The organism is Sediminibacillus halophilus, from assembly GCF_900103695.1.
GTDB classification, from domain to species: Bacteria; Bacillota; Bacilli; order Bacillales; family Amphibacillaceae; genus Sediminibacillus; species Sediminibacillus halophilus.
Genome location: NZ_FNHF01000001.1, coordinates 560,897 through 577,825 on the forward strand (window position 1 = coordinate 560,897; position 16,929 = coordinate 577,825).

The following is a 16,929-nucleotide window of genomic DNA, read 5'->3' on the forward strand; positions in this document are numbered from 1 at the left end:
CCAAAAAAGGGTCCGGGAATAAGTTCCCCGGACCCTTTATATTTTACCACCATATCAATACAGATAGTGTCAAGACAGTCATAAATGCAACAAACGCTCCTGCATATATCATAAGAGCAGGCATTTCGTGACCCTTGTGGCTCATATGCATGAAATAGTATAGCTGGAATCCCACTTGAACTGCAGCCAGTACCAACAAAATCGGTATCACAAACAACTTGCTCAGATCCGCCTTCACCATTCCGAATGCGATGAGCGTAAATACGATCATCAATGCAAAGGTGATAACCTGTTGTTTCATTTCTTCCTTGTTTTTTTTCCGTTTGTAATTTTCATGAATATTGGTGTTCTCGGCCATGGCTTAGATCACCCCCATCAGATAAACAACTGTGAAGATAAACACCCATACAACATCGATAAAGTGCCAATACAGGCTGGCAATATAGAATTTTGGTGCATTGTATAAGTTCAGTCCTCGTTTTGCATTCCGGACCATCAAGGCTATGATCCATAATAAACCGAACGTCACGTGTCCTCCATGGAATCCGACCAGTGTGTAGAAAGCCGAACCGAATGCAGAGGAACGAAGAGTAAAACCTTCACCATGGATGTAGTGATAAAACTCGAAAAGCTCACAGCCCAGGAAACCAAGTCCCAGAAGAACAGTGACTCCAAGCCATAATTGCATCTTGCCGAAACTGTTATTTTTCATATGGTACATTGCATAAACACTGGTAAGTGAGCTGGTTAGAAGTAGCATGGTCATAACAAATACTAATTCCAGACCAAATAGTTCCTCGGAACCTGGTCCATCATTAGTCGAATTTCTCAATGCTAAGTAAGTACCAAACAAACTTGCGAACAAAACAGTTTCTCCACCTAGGAAAAACCAGAACCCTAGAAATTTGTTCTTTCCTTCCAGGGTAGCTCTTTCGGGCTGTTCCGGCATAGTTTCCGGATTCAATGTTTGATCACTCATTATTGTTCAGCCCCCTCTTCTTCTAAATCTTCTTTATGGATATGGTGTCCAAGGTCGTCTTTCACCGATCTGGTCAACATGCATCCAAGTGTAATACCCATGCCAAGAATGACTAACCATAGGTAGGACAAATTGTCGACTTGATAAATAAATCCAAATCCGGCGATGAACAATCCAAGCGACATAATAAATGGCAGAATAGATGGATTCGGCATATGAATGTCATCCAGCGGCTCTGCTGGAGTGATGCCTTTTCGTCCCTCCATTTTTTCAATCCATAAAGGATCAAGTCCACGTACCAATGGGGTCTGTTTAAAGTTGTAATGAGGCGGTGGCGATGGAATCGACCATTCCAGCGTTCGTCCGTCCCATGGATCCCCACTTACTTTCGGTGCTTTCACAGACGTATAAATGACATTGATGACAAACACGATAGCACCGAACGCCATAAAAAACGCACCGATACTGCTCACCAGGTTTCCTGTATCTAAGTGCTGCCCCGGCAAGAATGTCCAGTAACGACGAGGCATTCCCATCAGACCGAGGAAGTGCTGAATAAAGAATGTTAAATGGAAACCGGCAAAGAATGTCCAGAATGTAATTTGTCCCAATGTTTCATTAAGAATTTTACCAAACATTTTCGGCCACCAGTAATGCATGGCAGCGAACAGGCCAAACACTACCCCGCCGACAATGACATAATGGAAGTGGGCAACAACGAAATACGTATCATGGTACTGATAGTCTGCTGCTGCGGCCGCCAACATGACACCTGTCGTCCCGCCAATGGTAAACGAAGGAATAAACCCTAACGCCCATAACATGGCAGAATTGATGGTTATGGTTCCCCCCCATAAGGTGAACAACCAGTTAAAGATTTTGATACCTGTTGGAACGGCAATAGCCATTGTTGCAATCGCAAAAATAGAGTTGGCAGCAGGTCCTAGACCGGTTGCAAACATATGATGCGCCCAAACCATGAATCCTAGAAAACCAATCAGTGTGGTCGCAAACACCATTGCTGTATAACCGAACAATCGTTTTTTCGAGAACGTCGATAGTACATCACTAAATACCCCGAATGCAGGGAGTATCAAAATGTACACTTCCGGATGTCCGAATATCCAGAATAAGTGCTCCCAAATGACCGAGTTACCGCCCATCGAAGCATTGAAGAATCCTGCACCGAATAAACGATCGAACATTAACAGAAACAAGCCGACTGTCAATGCCGGAAATGCAAACAAAATCAATGTGCTTGTTACAAGTGCTGTCCAAGTGAATAGCGGCATCCGCATGTAAGTCATTCCTGGTGCACGCATATTGATGATGGTGACAAGGAAGTTAATGCCGCCAATCAATGTCCCTGCACCGGATATTTGCAAGCCTAATACGTAAAAGTCCACACCGTGCCCTGGCGACACAGCTGACAGTGGTGCATAGGCAGTCCATCCTGCGTCGGGAGCTCCTCCGAGGAACCAGCCGCAGTTAAGAATAAGGCCGCCAAACAAAAACAGCCAAAAACCCAATGAATTCAAAAACGGGAATGCCACGTCCCTGGCTCCTATTTGTAATGGAACAACAGCATTCAAGATAGCGAATATTAACGGCATTGCTGCCAGAAATATCATGGTCGTTCCGTGCATTGTCAATAACTCATTATAAAAGCCAGCGCTAACAAAATCATTATCTGGTTTTATTAGCTGAATACGGATCATTAATGCTTCCAGTCCACCTACCAGGAAAAACAAACCACCAGCCACTAAATATAAATGGGCAATTTTTTTATGGTCGACAGTGGTTAAGTAATCCCAGATAAATGCGCCGAAGCCTTTTTTTTGCGCAACTGCAGTACTCACGCTTTTAAACCTCCCTTAACCTCTTCCATCCCTTTTTTTACTCGTTTGTCTCTGCACTTTCAGGAGTAATATCCGATGGTTGTAATTGTAGTAAATAGTCAGCGATTTTTTCTGCTTCTTCCCGGCTGACATCATAATTGGCATCTGCCATTTTGTTGCCTGGTTTCATGCTTTCTGGATCCATGATCCAATCAACAATGTTATCTTTGGTGTGTTCATTCACACCCGCCAAGGTTGTACGGTCACCAAAGTTCGTCAGGTTCGGCCCAGTGGCAGCTGGAGATGCGCCAATCGCATGACAGCCGATACAGCTGTTATCCTGGAACAATTGTTGACCTTCTTGAGCGTCAGCTGTTTCCGGTTGTGCTTCCGGATCCACATTTTGCATATCTTCCACCCATTGGTCGAATTCTTCAGGACTTACAGCGATTACTTTAAAGTCCATCAATGAATGGGATGTACCACAAAACTCCGCACATTTTCCATCGTATACTCCTTCTTCATCTGCCTGAATATACATGGTGTTTTCGTTTTCCGGATGCAAATCCATTTTACCGGAGAGTGCTGGCACCCAGAAAGAGTGAAGTACATCACTGGTTTTCATATTCAAATACACTTTTTCACCAGTAGGGATATATAAGTCCTGGCTTGTTTGAATTTCTTGCCCTTCATAATTAAAATGCCACCAGAACTGGTTACCAGTTACATTTACGTTCAAAGATTCATCTGCAGCGCTTTCGTCTGCCAAGTCAAACGTAATAGCAACAGTAGGAATCGCAATGATGACAAGTAAAATAATAGGGATAACGGTCCAAATCACTTCCAACGCTTTGTTCCCCTCTGTTTGCGGTGGAATGTAATCCTCTCTTCCTTTTTTCTTTCTAAATCGAACAATGACAATTGCATAAATCACCATTACGACGATAAACACAAATATCATGACGCCTAAAGAAATATTGATAAGGTTCAAGGCAGCTTTGGATCCATAACCTTTAGGTGTTAAGGCACTTAGATTTTCTTTTCCACAGCCTGTAAGTACAAGCATCAAGAAACCGAATATACCGAGTGCCCGGAACTTTCCCATCCAACCTTTCATTCGAATGATACCTCTCTTTCTCTTGTGTCCTTTTATTTAAATAATTAGAATACACAGGTATAAGTTCGTTAGTATGTAAGCAGGACGGCTTGTTAAATCTACCGTAACACATTTGAAGCCAAGGTACGAACAAGCCGAATCAACCTGCCATTTATCTGAACTTTTCAAACGTATTCTAAATTAATTAACAACACCCGGAAGCGTTACTAATACCATGGTTACAAATAGTATCATCAAATAATTCAAAGAATAAACAAACATGAGGTTTGCCCATTTCCTGCTATTCTTCATAAAAAAGCCGCTTATGCCCAAAATCAGCCAGCCTGCATTCAACAACCCGGCAATGATCAGAAATACCTTGCCCAATGAGAATAAGTAAAAAGGCAATGGTAATAAACAAGCTACGTAGATAACCATTTGTCTTCTGGTAATGGCAAACCCGTGAACGGCCGGAAGCATCGGTATGCCTGCCGCTTTATATTCTTTACATTTTTTTATGGCCAACGCCAGAAAATGCGGCGTCTGCCATAGAAACATGATCAAAAACAAAATAAAAGCCGCAGCATGCGGGCTTGGATCAACTGCTGCCCACCCGATCACCGGCGGCACCGCACCTGACAAACTGCCGACAGCGGTGTTGATTGTGTACCTTCTTTTTGTCCACATCGTGTACAGAACAACATAGGCAAACCACCCAAATGCTCCAATCAAGGCAGCTTCCATAGTCGTGAACGACAAGAGCACAGCGCCGGCCAATGAAGTTAAAATCCCCATTGCAAGAATTACTTTCAAAGGGATGCTTCCAGTAACAGTTGGACGATTTTTCGTCCGTTTCATGATTGGATCGATATCTCGGTCGTAATAATTATTTAGTATGCAGCCTCCGGCAATCAACAAAGCCGTCCCAGCCACCATTAATATCAATTTACCCCAATAATCCGACAGAATACCTCCAGTAAAATACAGCGCCAGCCAGAATCCGGCAAAAGCAGTGATCAAATTGGAATTTATGATACCTACTTTAATGAGAGCCATTATATCCGCCCAGAGAGCAGACTTATCTTCGCTGTCTGTCTTCCCTATTACATGAGAAGAAGTTGCTTCTACTTTATTCATTCTAGCCTACAACCCTCCTTCCAGCTCCCTTTACAATCAAACGCCTGGATAAAAAGCTTTCAGAAGCTTTCATCTCTTTAAAAATGTGGTTGATCGTCAATGTTGTTAGTATAACCTATTTTTAACAACTACGCAGGTTATATCCATATTGTATCACGGATTTGATTTTCCATCTATTTAACTAAACGCCGTAAAACCGGCTTTTTGCCAAAAGAAAGAATGACAATTTTGTGAACGAAAGGACAAAATAAAATTAAAGGCACAGAAGCCTTTAATTAATATGGAAGAGCCGAAACTGCGGTCGAATCAACTCTTACGGCGTCGATAAATAAGACCATCAAATCCTCATATTTATTTCTAGCAAACAAATATCAACAATGCAAGGCTTTTTTTGATTTTTTTATAGTGAAAATAGCCGTCAAACATGGTAGTATAACCTTTGTATGTTTGGACGTGTTATCTGTTCGGCTGATTGACAGCCTAAAAAAACTTTTCCACTAAGATTGTGAGGTGGAACCTTGGTTAAGTTCCTTAAAAGTTTATCTATCATAGCTACGATTACCATGATACTTGTTCTGCTTGGAGGTGCACTGGTAACCAAAACTGGTTCAGGGATGGGCTGTGGAGCAAACTGGCCCATTTGCGAAGGCGAGCTTTCCGCAGAATTGATCATTGAATTAAGTCATCGTCTTGTCTCTGGAGCAGCCGGAATCATAGTACTGCTGTTATCGGTTCTCTCCTGGAAATTTGTCGGCCATATCAGAGAAGTGAAGTTTCTATCTTTTGTTTCCATTTTCTTTTTAGTACTACAAGGTTTGATCGGTGCGGCTGCTGTATTGTGGTCCCAGTCCGATTTCGTCCTTGCCATGCATTTCGGGATTTCGTTGATTTCCTTTGCGGCAGTGTTTTTACTTACTTTGCTGATTTTTGAAATTGATCAGAAGTTCGATGCACGTTCTCTGATCATCGAAAAAGGAATTCGCCGACACTTCTACGGATTATTCATTTATATTTTGTTAGTGGTTTATACGGGAGCACTGGTGCGGCACGCTCATGCAAGCCTGGCATGCCCGAGCTGGCCATTTTGTGATAATCGTACACCTCTCGCCCTTGAATTTCACTTTACCCAATGGATTCAAATGGGGCACAGATTGGCTGCAGGTTTGGCATTTGTTTGGACATTATACTTAATGGTTAAGATTTACCGCCGTTATAAACATAATCGAGTTATGCTCTGGGGATGGGTTACAGCATCTCTCCTGATGATCACCCAGGTTGCACTGGGAGCAATCGTGATTTTCAGTATGGTCAATTTGACTGCTGCACTATTTCACGCATTAATCATTTCTATTTATTTTGGCGTTCTCAGCTATTTTATCCTGCTCTCTTCCCGGAGCGCTAAATTCGAAAGTTGAACGCAATATGGCAAAACACGAAAAGCACCCTTTCTTGAATAGAAAAGGGTGCTTTTTCGATTAGTCATGTATGTTTACAACATGTATAGGATACTGCTTACTGCAATTGAGACCAAGACCTGCGCTGTCTTAGTGCTCTTTTGTTTTTTTCGGATTCTATTTCATCCGGTATCGTTTCTTTTGTCATCCGTTGTTCATTTGCCCGAACAGATTTTGCGATATTGTTGAGTATTCCTGTGGAAATCAACAGGATCAGCAAGGAGGAACCTCCGTAACTGACAAACGGCAATGTCACTCCGGTTATCGGTAAGAGCCCGCTAATAGCACCGAGATTAATAAATGCCTGGATACCAATCATGGAAGAAATACCGATAGCCAATAGAGAACCAAAACTATCCCTGCATTGATTCGCGATGTACAATCCGCGAAGGACAATTGCTGCAAGCATTCCAAGGACAACAATCACGCCAAGGAAGCCTAATTCCTCAGCAATCACTGCCATGATGAAATCCGTGTGGGGTTCGGGAAGATACCCGAGCTTTTGGATACCTTGCCCAAGCCCCTGCCCCGTTATTCCCCCTGTTCCAATCGCTAAATAGGACTGAATAAGATGGAAGCCATTCAAATCAGGATCATCAAACGGCTGATAAGCTCCAGTAAATCGGGAAATTCGTTCAGGAGTAACCATTTTGGTTGCTGCCAATCCGACAATGACGATAACAGCGCCACCCAAAAGGAAAAGATGGCGGAATTTTATACCCGAGCTGAATATTACTGTGGCAGCTATCATTAGAATAATTGCCGCAGTACCAATATCCGGCTGTTTGATAATCAACACCAATATCATTCCTGTCATGACTAGAGGCGGTAGTACTGCTTTGAAAAAATCGTCTATATACTGCTGTTTTTTAGAATATGCCGACGCCAGGTAAATGATTAGTCCAAGCTTTGCCAATTCAGCAGGCTGAAGTCTGAACGGCCCCAAAACCAGCCATGACTTAGCATTGTTTACTTCATCACCAAAAAAAAGCACAGCCACCAACAACAGAAATATCATAATAATCATCGGCTTGATAAGCTTTTGGTAATGCCGGTATGCAAACATGCTGCAAAACAGATAAAAAACAAAGCCAAGTCCGAACCACATCAGCTGCCGAACCATGAAATAATTGCTTGGTACGTCATTTTTAATAACTGCAATTACCATACTGGCACTGTAAATCATCACAATACCGAATGCAGTCAATAGCAACGGGGTTATAAAAAGCGTGAAATCTAAATCTTTCCATTTCTGTTTCAATGTGATGACTCCTAACTATGTATTGATAATCAAATCCCTTATATCCTAGTTTCACAGTTATATAAAATATACCATAGGGTAGAATGATTATATATAGGTACAGCTGCATAGTTTTGTACGAGTAACAAAAAAACCCTGCCGGATTTTGGCAAAGGTTTTCTCAAAGGGACAGAATTCGGCTGTCCTTCTCTACGATTTTTGAGCTGCTTCATGCAACACGTTCAATTGTCTTTCGAGATTTTCCAGCAATGCTTTGCCGTCTTCCTCGCTGACCAGTTTCAACCGGACTGCAAAATCAATTTCACGCGACAAACCAAACATTTGCGTATCTAAAACCTCTTCATATAAAGGACACTGAGGCATCGTCAGGTTATCCATTTGTACTTTAATCAATTTCAATATTTTATTTGCATCAGCCTCTAGAAGGGCATAGGCTTTATCACGATTGCTAACAGCCACTTCAGGTATCACAAAATCCCCTCCGTTTAACAGACTCTCTTCTATTTATATTAGCTGTTGTCCGAAAAAAATGCAAGGTAAGAACAGAAATATCTTCTTTTTCGAAATTAATTTAACTAGGGGTACAACCTCCGGAATAGATGAAATTCAACACCAAGTCTGCTATTCTTGTAAACGAATACTATTTTAGAGATAGAAAGGGACTGGTACAAATGATTGTCCAGCTTACGGGAAAAGTACATTATCAAATCACTTTGGATCCCACTGTGTGGATTTTTGACGATCGAAAAATAGAAATGGAAAATGCCTTTATCGATTCGACGGGCTTACTTGAGGAAGACTCAGAAGAGGCATTGAAGCGGGCTTCAACTCGCTGGGAGCGCGAAGTCACCCAGCAAAGCAGTAAGCCGCCAGTAAATAGAAGCATCAATCGATTCGAGAAAGAACAAATTTTGAAGGGAACGTATCTCATGCCCATCAAAGATTTTCTCAAAACGGCAGAAATAGAATCAGATGCAAGCCAGGCTAGACTCGTTTTAGACAGCAAGGAGGAAATTATTTCTTTACCGCTTTTAAAAGATTCATTATTTTTATTTGCCGAAAACGGAAAACCGGTTAAAGAGAATGGTCCGGTTCATGTTTATTTTGGTGATGGCTCTAATCGTGATGAACCAATTAAAGGAGTAACCAAGATAATTATCGAATGAGCGATCGAAATGAAACAAAAGAATTTCGTTTCACGCTGGCTTTTTATATCGATCAGTTGTAAGAATTGCCTCGCAACAACCTTCGTTAAAATGACGAGAGCTTATCCACCATGGATGATGTAGCACTCCTTCCGCGGACGGTAGGTGAGCCTTAACGGAATCTTGTTCTGAAAAGTCTCCCTACTCCTTCCTCACGGGGGATTCTCTTGCGCTTGTATTCTTCCTTACTAACTTTTTTTGTCTTCAACCGGTTTACTTCTGCAATTCCTCTTAAGCTTTGATAAAGTATCTGGAATGAACTCCCTTATTTTTCAGAAAACAGTTGAACCTTATAAGGTTCCAAATCATGCCGCTTTTCCTCCTTCCCGTGCATAAACTGAGCAAGAATTGAAATGATAGGAGTAAAAGGAGGAGTGCCCTTATGTTTACACGAGTTATTTTCCTGTGTGCAAGTGTTTTATCGTTGGGACTGTTTTTGATTGGCTGTCAACAGGAAGAAAGCTTGCCTGATCAACAGAACCAGGATCCGACCATTCAAGTGGAAAACTCTGATCCCGGAGACGGACAGCAAAAAAACTACACGAATCAAGAAATAGCAGATCACTTAGCAAGATTGGCTGCTGATGTCCCAAACGTAAATGATGCATCCTCAGTAGTAGCTGGTCCCTATGCAGTAGTCGGAATAGATGTAGACAAGGATTTAGATCGTTCGCGTGTTAGTACCATTAAATACTCCGTGGCAGAAGCGCTCCATCACGATCCATACGGAAAAACAGCAGTTGTCATAGCAGATGCCGATGGAATGGAACGAATCAGGCACATGGCTGACAAAATTCAACAGGGCCATCCTGTCCAAGGTTTTGTCGATGAGCTCTCCGCAGTAGTCGGCAGGTATATGCCAGAAATCCCTATCAATGATGATCAGCCTGAAGAACCTGATCAAAACAAAGAAGTAATACCAGAAAATGACCAGCAGGAATTAGACGATATCGAGAATGACCAGTCTAATCAACAAAAAAATCAATAATGATTATCGAAACGAGGTTTATCATCTAGCATCTGGAGGATAAACCTCTTTTTTACGCGCACGTCTTTTTCTGTTTAGCCAGTTTATTCGGAAAAAGGATTAGATGTATGTCCCTCGCCTATGTTACAATGGGAGAAAGAATTACCGTGAGGTGATAATAGTATGAAAGTAAAATGTGTCTTATGTGACATCATTGAAAATATAGACAGCAACTGTTTGCAGGCAAAAAGGTTGCGCAACCGCCGAATTCATATGTATATTTGTAAAACTTGCTACGACAGAGTGGAAAAGAACACAAATAAGCGACATGCCACGGGAAATTTCAAGTTATACAAAGAGAAGAAGAAAAAAAACAGCCTGATATAATACAAAAAAGAAGGGAAGAACCGCTCCAATGGCAGCAGGTTCGTCCCTTCTTTTTTTAATTGTTTTCCATTTGATTATTCCTTCGTTTTCGGTCTTGAGCCAGCCGGAAACGATAAATCCCAAGTACCAATGCTATAATGACCAGACACTCTGCCATCGGAAGTTTAAGACCGAGCATCGCAATGATAAAAGCTCCGATAAATAAAAAGATATAGACAATCAAGGATTTGAGCAATGGAAGTTTTCTTGCAAATCCCAATTTATAACATATCGCCAGCAGGATGCCAATCGTCAAATACAACAAAAGAAAACCAACAAGGAGATCGCCATTTGCCGCTGTGTTAAACAGAAAATCGACAATAGGCAAGTTATTTCCTATATCGATTGCTTCATTTGTTTCCTCCACCTTTTTCACTCCTTCTTTCCGAATCAATTCGTTATCTATCATACTAGAACATCATTCGCTGTGCTAGCACAAGAAAAGATTATTTTCAATTACAGGAAATTCCGTTATACTGAATAGTAGAAGATTAGGGGTGAAAGTCATGAAAAAGATACAGTTACCGATGCTGCTGTTGGCTGTGTTGGTTATAGCAAGTTTCGTAGCAGCGGGGGTTGCTATCGGGTTCCGAAACTATTTGTGGATGGTTTTGTTTATTCTGGCAGGCTTTCTGTTGATGGGACTCGGGCTGGCGAGAAAACGGAGCAGGCAGACGTTTTCCTGACTCAAGTAACCATACTCAAAGAGGAAAATTCCGTTAGGAACGGATAAAAAGAAATCATCAGCATATGGTAGATTGCTGATGATTTTTTATGCTTTTGGGAACGTTTCATAGAAAAAACTTACCTTACAAAAATTTTCAAGAGCAAAGGAGTAATAATATGTCGTTCGATTTCCTTGATTAACAGGGTCCCGGTTCTTAATGCAGTAGAACTTCTGCATAAGTGGTAAAGCGGATGCTCCTGTAGAGTGAGTAGAGTATGCGTAATGAAAATATTCTTCGTCTCCTTAATCTAAGGACAGCTTAAGCTTATTCACGTAGGAGCAGCCCACGAGGTCATTTTAGCTCGATATATTCCTCCACTAATTTCTGTTGGATGTCCGTATTGCAGGATAGAAGGGTGTTTTGTTCCAGTATATTGATTGGACTACCATCAGCTCTTGTTGTCAGCCCGCCAACTTCATTGACTAAAACCATTCCACCGGCAATATCCCATGGCGCTAGTTTCATGGTCAAGTAACAGTCAGCTATCCCTTCGGCCACATAGGCAAGTTCCAGTGCTGCGGAACCATAAGACCTCGTTCCTCTGACTTTTTTAACGAGCGACTGTATTTTGGTTTCTTCTATTTTATGATTAGGGCATGTCCAAAAATTATTAAGAATTATAATCGCTTCTTCTAGTGGAAGTTCACGCTTTAACTGTGGAAGTTTTTTTTCATTCCTGTATGCCCCTTCTCCTCGCTGTGCGGCATAAAGCACATCATCCATTACATTGTAAATCAAGCCGATTTCTCCAATCCCGTCTTGGTAAATTCCAATGGAAATGGCAAAATTCCTTTTTTGATGGACAAAATTCATTGTTCCATCAATAGGATCGATTATCCAGATGACCCCTTTATCACTATCTAGATTGTCTCCAAAACCTTCCTCGCTAAGTATAGAATGACCAGGGAATTCCCTTCTGATTTTCTCTGTGAAAAAACGCTCCGTCTCCTGGTCCATATGTGTTACTAAATCATTTGAATTGGATTTCGTATCAATCCTTAACGGTTCATCTATCGCTGTCCGTATCTTTTCTCCTGCTTCAAGTACCCACTGTTTTGCCGTGTCAAATAACTTTTGTCTATCTTCTTGCTTCATAACTAACACACCTTTTTTCATATTTACCCTATGCTGCCTAAGGGCCGGGGATGTCCACACCGTATATATTCCTTTATTCTAAAGAAAAAAACACCGAATTGCCAGAGTAATCCACTGTCTTTCTCGACCTCCAAACAAGCGAATGCTTCAATCTATTTTACGCTTTCCTAAGGGTATAGCTTCCCACCATTTATTCTAAAAGATAAAAGTCTACCACACCTCCTAAGCATCCGTTCCTTTATCTTTTACCGGAATAAAACAAGAGGAAAACCAAACTGATTTCCTGCTTGAAAAGCAAAAATTTATCTCAGGGTATCTTGATGGACAAAAAACAATCTAAAAAATCCCTATAAAAAAGAACGAGCATAAGCTCATTCCTTTTAAGACAGCGCCAGCATTTCCCGGCGTAATTCATTCAATCGTTGTTTGGAAATTTCCATTGCTCTCTGGTCATTATCTTTCATCGCGTCGTACAAGGTAATTAGTTCATAATCGATTTCCAATTTTATTACCGGGAGCTTTTCTTCAGCCTCTCGCTTTTTAATTGCTTCCATTACGTATTTCATTTTATCCCCTTCCCTTTGATTATTTATGGTCGTTTTTTATCCTGCTATTCATCTTTTACGTTTTGTTAATTTTTTATTACCCCTCTGACCATCCCGTTAAACACAGGCTGTTCCGTTTGTTCTGCCTGATTCCTATGGTAAAATAAATATAGCAATATAATGGAAGGAAGAGCTAAACATGGATTTTAACGGTTTTACGAATGAGGATTTTGCTACTTTTGATATCGAAGGATTGGATGCCAGAATGGAAGCGATAAGAGAACGCATCCAACCAAAGTTTCAACTTATCGGAAATGAGTTGACTGAGCATCTCGCCGCACAACTAGGGAACGAAATGTTCTTACATATAGCGCAACATGCCCGAAGATCTGTCAATCCACCAGCAGATACCTGGCTGGCTGTAGCCGCTAACAAAAGAGGATATAAGAAACACCCGCATTTTCAAGTTGGGTTGTTTGATGATCATGTGTTTATATGGTTGGCACTTATTTATGAGCTTCCAGAAAAACAGGCGATAGCCAAAAGACTCCTGAGCAACTACGATGCTTTGAAACAGCTCCCAGAAGATTTTGTAGTCTCTCTTGACCACACCAAGAAGTCGGCAATGCCGATTTCCGATCTAAGTGAGGAAAATCTCATTAGATTCAGGGATGTGAAAAAGGCTGAATTTCTAGTTGGGAAACATATAAATCCTGCCAGTTCAACAGCTAAAGATGGGGATGAATTCATGAATGAAGTAAAACAGACCTGCGAAACCCTCTTGCCTTTTTATAGGGTTGCTATTTCATCATCCGAAATAGAGTGAGCAAAGGGCGTTTTACGTAATGATAGTTATCTATGGTGAGTTACAAAAGAGAAAACAAAGAAACTGGGACGACAAAAGCATCGTAACCAAGATAAAAACCGAACGATTCCAATTCGTTCGGTTTTTTTGATTAGACAAAAGTAAACCGTTCTACCCTTCTTATTTGAATCATGCGACGTTCTACTCCTGCAAGAAACTTCGTTTTCCCCCGGCACGGCTTCGACTTCCTCAGAAAGTACCAACCACTTTCTTGCGGAGTTTACATCTGTATAAGTCTCCGTATCTTGCCTTCGCTACATTTTCAAGGTCTGATTTCCACATGCTAAAGAAATGGAATTTACAAATCATAAGAACAAAGCGAATTGGATTGGCATTTTGAATTCGTACGATTTTTAGTTTGGTGGCCAAACTTTTGTCCCGGCCACTTTGTTTATACATTTATGTAATTTACATTTTTATCTTTTCTCCAGTGCTGACTTCTTTCGCTTTTTTAACGGTCCGGTAGCAAGAGTAACCAGATTCCTTTTCGAATTTTCCGCAAAGCTGTTTTTCTTCGCTTTTCGAAGGAACAATTTGTTTAAACCGAGTATATGCCAACATCAAATCATCACGTTTCACACCGCTCTCATAAGCCTGCTCCACCAAGGAATAAAAATTCACCACATCGATGATTTCCTGCTTTGTCCAGGTCTCTTCAATCGGGTAGCTATAGTTCACAGACTTTCCTCCTTTCCTGCACTCCAAGCTCTTCGGATATCGGCCGCCTCACTGATCGTTCTATTGATTAATTCTTCCACGCTGGGAATATCGCTTATTCTTGCCGAAATTTGGCCACCCCATCCAAATCCGTTTGAAATCTCTCCTTCGTAAATGAAGCGTTTGTTTGCTTCCCCGCTTATATAAGGCTGTAAAACTTCATACCCGGGTCCATCTTGCTCCAATTCTATTATTTTTTCGGTCCATTTATTGCGCAGTGCTCTAGCGGGAGCACCAAGTGATCGCTTGATTACCAAAGTATCACGATCTTCTGCGTCTAAAAGGGCCTGTTTATACGCGGGATGGGCATGAATACATTCCTTGGTGGCGATAAATCTTGTCCCCATTTCCACCGCTTCTGCGCCCAAAGCCAGAGCAGCCATCATCCCTTTTCCGTCACCGATACCGCCAGAAGCAATTACTGGAATGGATACAGCTTCTACTACTTGGGGCGTCAAAACAAACGTACCTGTGTCTTGCCTTCCGATATGTCCTCCACCTTCCTGCCCTACCACAATGACAGCATCGGCTCCTAACTGCTCTGCTTTTTGTGCTTGCCGTTTGGCGGCTACAAGCACCACTGTTTTAATCCCTGTTCCCCTTGTCATCATTAGGACTGGTTCAGGATTCCCTCCTGTTACTGTTATAACAGGAACCTTCTCATTGATTGCTGTTTGTACCATCCCTTGAAAGGGACGGCGCTGCTGTCCAATGGAAAAATTGACACCAAATGGTTTGCCTGTCTTTTCCCTCACTTTTACTATTTCCTGCTGCAATTGTTTTTCAGTTGTTAGGCTCATTGCCGTTATTTGCCCTAGGCCACCTGCCTCGGATACAGCCACGGCCAGGTCTGCATAGGCCAAATAGGCAAGCCCTCCCTGAATGATCGGATAATCAATTCCTAATAACTCCGTTACCCGGGTATTCCATTTCATTCTATCCCCCCTCTTTCTCTTTATCCTATCATGTCGTTCCCTCTTTTTCTAAAAGTAGCGATTCTTCGTTTGTTTTGCTATAATTTCTCATACACTGCGCACTCTGTGGAGTGTATGGAAAACTTTCGATTAAAATAGATTTTAGCTACTTATTAATGTGCTATAAAGAGGTGTGTTTTGAATGATGACTTCACAGGAACAAACTCCGTTATTTACTGGATTGGTGAATCATATGAACAGAAAACCAATTCAGTTCCATATTCCCGGTCATAAAAAAGGCGCAGGAATGAATCCCGATTTCCGGGCATTTATTGGAGATAACGCACTCGGCATCGATTTAATCAACATTGAACCCCTTGACGATCTTCATCACCCGCAAGGTATGATCAAGCAAGCCCAAGAGCTTGCTGCCGAAGCTTTTTCTGCTGACTATACTTTTTTTTCAGTCCAAGGGACCAGCGGCGCTATTATGACTATGGTTTTAAGCGTTTGTGGACCTGGCGACAAAATTATCGTCCCGCGAAACATCCATAAATCGGTGACGACCGCGATTATTTTTTCCGGTGCAACCCCGGTATTTATACATCCGGAAGTGGACAATGAACTCGGTATTTCCCACGGTATTACGCCTGAAGCAGTAGAAAAGGCATTAAGCGCAAATCCGGACGCCAAAGGAGTGCTGGTAATCAATCCAACCTATTTTGGAATTGCTGCCGATTTGAAAAGAATAGTCAAGATAGCACACTCCTTTGAGGTGCCCGTCTTAGTTGATGAAGCACATGGCGTCCACATTCATTTTCATAAAGCTCTTCCTGTGTCTGCAATGGAAGCAGGCGCAGACTTGGCTGCCACCAGTGTTCATAAACTAGGGGGATCGCTCACCCAAAGCTCGGTACTCAACCTGAGAGAAGGCTTGGTCTCCCATGAAAGGGTTCAGAGCGTCCTGTCGATGCTTACGACCACATCTACTTCCTATCTGCTTCTAGCTTCAATTGACGCTGCCCGGAAGCACTTGGCAGTAAACGGACAAGGATTCATCGATGAGACCATTCATCTAGCAAACAAAACAAGAGACGCCATTAACCGAATTCCGAACCTTTACTGTGTCGGCAGTGAAATAATTGGCAGTGAAGCGACATTTGATTACGATCCGACCAAATTGATCATCTCTGTTAAAAACCTCGGTCTTACTGGTTACGATGTTGAATTGTGGTTGAGAAAGCATTATCGTATCGAAGTGGAATTATCAGATATGTATAACATTCTCTGTATTATTACTCCGGGAGACAAGGAAGAAGAAACAGATATTCTTGTCGAAGCATTGGATAAACTGGCATGGGAACGCAGCAGTTATGCCATCCAGAAAAGTGTACCCGTCAAGATACCCGAAATACCTCTTTTATCCATGTCGCCCAGAGACGCTTTTTACGCAGATACTGAAGTTATTCCGTTCCAGGAAGCATCCGGGCGGATTAGCGCTGAATCGATCATGGTTTATCCGCCGGGTATTCCAATTTTTATTCCTGGTGAAATTATTACCGCAGAAAACATCCAATATATCCAGGAAAACTTAAAAACTGGTCTGCCCGTTCAAGGACTGGAGGACGAAACGTTACAATCCATCCGAGTGATAAAAGAACATAAAGCATTCAGGTAACGATACACAAAAAACCTCACGGAG

Annotated in this window: 19 protein-coding genes; 7 read left to right on the top strand and 12 right to left on the bottom strand. The window is 41.8% G+C overall.

From position 1 onward, the window contains the following. Nucleotides 1-43: 43 nt before the first annotated feature. From ctaF to cyoE, 5 genes are all read right to left on the bottom strand, one after another. Nucleotides 44-358: a cytochrome c oxidase subunit IVB gene (ctaF, locus tag BLR82_RS02865; protein WP_074597485.1), complete on the bottom strand. Its 315-nt coding sequence runs from the start codon at nt 356-358 to the stop codon at nt 44-46. A gap of 3 nt (nt 359-361) precedes the next feature. After that, nucleotides 362-979, bottom strand: coding sequence for a cytochrome (ubi)quinol oxidase subunit III (locus tag BLR82_RS02870; protein ID WP_074597486.1), 618 nt, complete (start codon nt 977-979; stop codon nt 362-364). Further along, entirely contained in the window at nt 979-2,838 is a 1,860-nt protein-coding gene (gene ctaD, locus BLR82_RS02875; RefSeq protein WP_074597487.1) for a cytochrome c oxidase subunit I, read from the bottom strand. The genes BLR82_RS02870 and ctaD overlap by 1 nt, the downstream gene beginning before the upstream one ends. Before the next feature lie 37 nt (nt 2,839-2,875). Further along, nucleotides 2,876-3,934 (bottom strand): cytochrome c oxidase subunit II, encoded by a 1,059-nt coding sequence (gene coxB, locus BLR82_RS02880; protein ID WP_074597488.1) that lies wholly within the window; start codon nt 3,932-3,934, stop codon nt 2,876-2,878. A 180-nt stretch (nt 3,935-4,114) separates the two neighbouring features. After that, the gene (gene cyoE, locus BLR82_RS02885; protein ID WP_074597489.1) at nt 4,115-5,050 is read right to left on the bottom strand and encodes a heme o synthase; all 936 of its coding nucleotides are present in this window, start codon (nt 5,048-5,050) and stop codon (nt 4,115-4,117) included. A gap of 518 nt (nt 5,051-5,568) precedes the next feature. Between cyoE and BLR82_RS02890 the strand changes: the two genes are divergently transcribed. After that, nucleotides 5,569-6,465 carry a COX15/CtaA family protein gene (locus BLR82_RS02890; RefSeq protein ID WP_139186874.1) on the top strand — a complete coding sequence of 299 codons (897 nt, stop codon included), beginning with the start codon at nt 5,569-5,571 and terminating at the stop codon, nt 6,463-6,465. A 97-nt stretch (nt 6,466-6,562) separates the two neighbouring features. Here the strand turns inward: BLR82_RS02890 and ftsW are convergent, their stop codons facing one another. Both ftsW and BLR82_RS02900 read right to left on the bottom strand, forming a co-directional pair. Next, the gene (gene ftsW, locus BLR82_RS02895; protein ID WP_074597490.1) at nt 6,563-7,765 is read right to left on the bottom strand and encodes a putative lipid II flippase FtsW; all 1,203 of its coding nucleotides are present in this window, start codon (nt 7,763-7,765) and stop codon (nt 6,563-6,565) included. 189 nt (nt 7,766-7,954) lie between these two features. Further along, on the bottom strand, nt 7,955-8,236 hold the full coding sequence (locus tag BLR82_RS02900; protein WP_074597491.1) for an Fpa/YlaN family protein: 282 nt from the start codon (nt 8,234-8,236) through the stop codon (nt 7,955-7,957). A 200-nt stretch (nt 8,237-8,436) separates the two neighbouring features. Here BLR82_RS02900 and BLR82_RS02905 point away from each other — a divergent pair, with 200 nt between their 5' ends. The 3 genes from BLR82_RS02905 to BLR82_RS02915 all read left to right on the top strand — a co-directional run bounded on the left by BLR82_RS02905 (nt 8,437) and on the right by BLR82_RS02915 (nt 10,324). Beyond that, entirely contained in the window at nt 8,437-8,931 is a 495-nt protein-coding gene (locus BLR82_RS02905) for a hypothetical protein (RefSeq protein ID WP_074598247.1), read from the top strand. A gap of 421 nt (nt 8,932-9,352) precedes the next feature. After that, nucleotides 9,353-9,958, top strand: a complete 606-nt coding sequence (locus tag BLR82_RS02910; protein ID WP_074597492.1) for a YhcN/YlaJ family sporulation lipoprotein — start codon at nt 9,353-9,355, stop codon at nt 9,956-9,958. Nucleotides 9,959-10,120: 162 nt separating this feature from the next. Then, nucleotides 10,121-10,324 (top strand): YlaI family protein, encoded by a 204-nt coding sequence (locus BLR82_RS02915; protein ID WP_074597493.1) that lies wholly within the window; start codon nt 10,121-10,123, stop codon nt 10,322-10,324. A 55-nt stretch (nt 10,325-10,379) separates the two neighbouring features. Here the strand turns inward: BLR82_RS02915 and BLR82_RS02920 are convergent, their stop codons facing one another. Next, nucleotides 10,380-10,730 carry a YlaH-like family protein gene (locus tag BLR82_RS02920; protein WP_245693631.1) on the bottom strand — a complete coding sequence of 117 codons (351 nt, stop codon included), beginning with the start codon at nt 10,728-10,730 and terminating at the stop codon, nt 10,380-10,382. 139 nt (nt 10,731-10,869) lie between these two features. Here BLR82_RS02920 and BLR82_RS02925 point away from each other — a divergent pair, with 139 nt between their 5' ends. Beyond that, complete coding sequence (locus BLR82_RS02925; protein ID WP_074597494.1) at nt 10,870-11,049, top strand: DUF5325 family protein; 180 nt, start codon at nt 10,870-10,872, stop codon at nt 11,047-11,049. A 333-nt stretch (nt 11,050-11,382) separates the two neighbouring features. Here the strand turns inward: BLR82_RS02925 and BLR82_RS02930 are convergent, their stop codons facing one another. Both BLR82_RS02930 and BLR82_RS02935 read right to left on the bottom strand, forming a co-directional pair. Next, complete coding sequence (locus BLR82_RS02930) at nt 11,383-12,186, bottom strand: inositol monophosphatase family protein (RefSeq protein ID WP_074597495.1); 804 nt, start codon at nt 12,184-12,186, stop codon at nt 11,383-11,385. Between the two features lie 380 nt (nt 12,187-12,566). Further along, nucleotides 12,567-12,752 carry a hypothetical protein gene (locus tag BLR82_RS02935; protein ID WP_074597496.1) on the bottom strand — a complete coding sequence of 62 codons (186 nt, stop codon included), beginning with the start codon at nt 12,750-12,752 and terminating at the stop codon, nt 12,567-12,569. 178 nt (nt 12,753-12,930) lie between these two features. Between BLR82_RS02935 and BLR82_RS02940 the strand changes: the two genes are divergently transcribed. Beyond that, on the top strand, nt 12,931-13,557 hold the full coding sequence (locus BLR82_RS02940; RefSeq protein ID WP_074597497.1) for a YktB family protein: 627 nt from the start codon (nt 12,931-12,933) through the stop codon (nt 13,555-13,557). Nucleotides 13,558-14,004: 447 nt separating this feature from the next. Here BLR82_RS02940 and BLR82_RS02950 read toward each other — a convergent pair whose 3' ends face one another. Next, the gene (locus tag BLR82_RS02950; protein ID WP_074597499.1) at nt 14,005-14,274 is read right to left on the bottom strand and encodes a UPF0223 family protein; all 270 of its coding nucleotides are present in this window, start codon (nt 14,272-14,274) and stop codon (nt 14,005-14,007) included. Next, on the bottom strand, nt 14,271-15,248 hold the full coding sequence (locus BLR82_RS02955) for an NAD(P)H-dependent flavin oxidoreductase (protein ID WP_074597500.1): 978 nt from the start codon (nt 15,246-15,248) through the stop codon (nt 14,271-14,273). Before BLR82_RS02955 ends, BLR82_RS02950 begins: the two co-directional genes overlap by 4 nt. A gap of 184 nt (nt 15,249-15,432) precedes the next feature. Between BLR82_RS02955 and BLR82_RS02960 the strand changes: the two genes are divergently transcribed. Next, nucleotides 15,433-16,905: an aminotransferase class I/II-fold pyridoxal phosphate-dependent enzyme gene (locus BLR82_RS02960; RefSeq protein WP_139186906.1), complete on the top strand. Its 1,473-nt coding sequence runs from the start codon at nt 15,433-15,435 to the stop codon at nt 16,903-16,905. The last annotated feature ends 24 nt before the right edge of the window (nt 16,906-16,929 follow it).

Bases quoted from the DNA above. Each gene is read 5' to 3' on its own strand.
- ctaF (WP_074597485.1), bottom strand. From the start codon at position 358: ATGGCCGAGAACACCAATATTCATGAAAATTACAAACGGAAAAAAAAC.
- BLR82_RS02870 (WP_074597486.1), bottom strand. From the start codon at position 979: ATGAGTGATCAAACATTGAATCCGGAAACTATGCCGGAACAGCCCGAA.
- coxB (WP_074597488.1), bottom strand. From the start codon at position 3,934: ATGAAAGGTTGGATGGGAAAGTTCCGGGCACTCGGTATATTCGGTTTC.
- cyoE (WP_074597489.1), bottom strand. From the start codon at position 5,050: ATGAATAAAGTAGAAGCAACTTCTTCTCATGTAATAGGGAAGACAGAC.
- BLR82_RS02905 (WP_074598247.1), top strand. From the start codon at position 8,437: ATGATTGTCCAGCTTACGGGAAAAGTACATTATCAAATCACTTTGGAT.
- BLR82_RS02910 (WP_074597492.1), top strand. From the start codon at position 9,353: ATGTTTACACGAGTTATTTTCCTGTGTGCAAGTGTTTTATCGTTGGGA.
- BLR82_RS02915 (WP_074597493.1), top strand. From the start codon at position 10,121: ATGAAAGTAAAATGTGTCTTATGTGACATCATTGAAAATATAGACAGC.
- BLR82_RS02925 (WP_074597494.1), top strand. From the start codon at position 10,870: ATGAAAAAGATACAGTTACCGATGCTGCTGTTGGCTGTGTTGGTTATA.
- BLR82_RS02930 (WP_074597495.1), bottom strand. From the start codon at position 12,186: ATGAAGCAAGAAGATAGACAAAAGTTATTTGACACGGCAAAACAGTGG.
- BLR82_RS02935 (WP_074597496.1), bottom strand. From the start codon at position 12,752: ATGAAATACGTAATGGAAGCAATTAAAAAGCGAGAGGCTGAAGAAAAG.
- BLR82_RS02940 (WP_074597497.1), top strand. From the start codon at position 12,931: ATGGATTTTAACGGTTTTACGAATGAGGATTTTGCTACTTTTGATATC.
- BLR82_RS02955 (WP_074597500.1), bottom strand. From the start codon at position 15,248: ATGAAATGGAATACCCGGGTAACGGAGTTATTAGGAATTGATTATCCG.
- BLR82_RS02960 (WP_139186906.1), top strand. From the start codon at position 15,433: ATGACTTCACAGGAACAAACTCCGTTATTTACTGGATTGGTGAATCAT.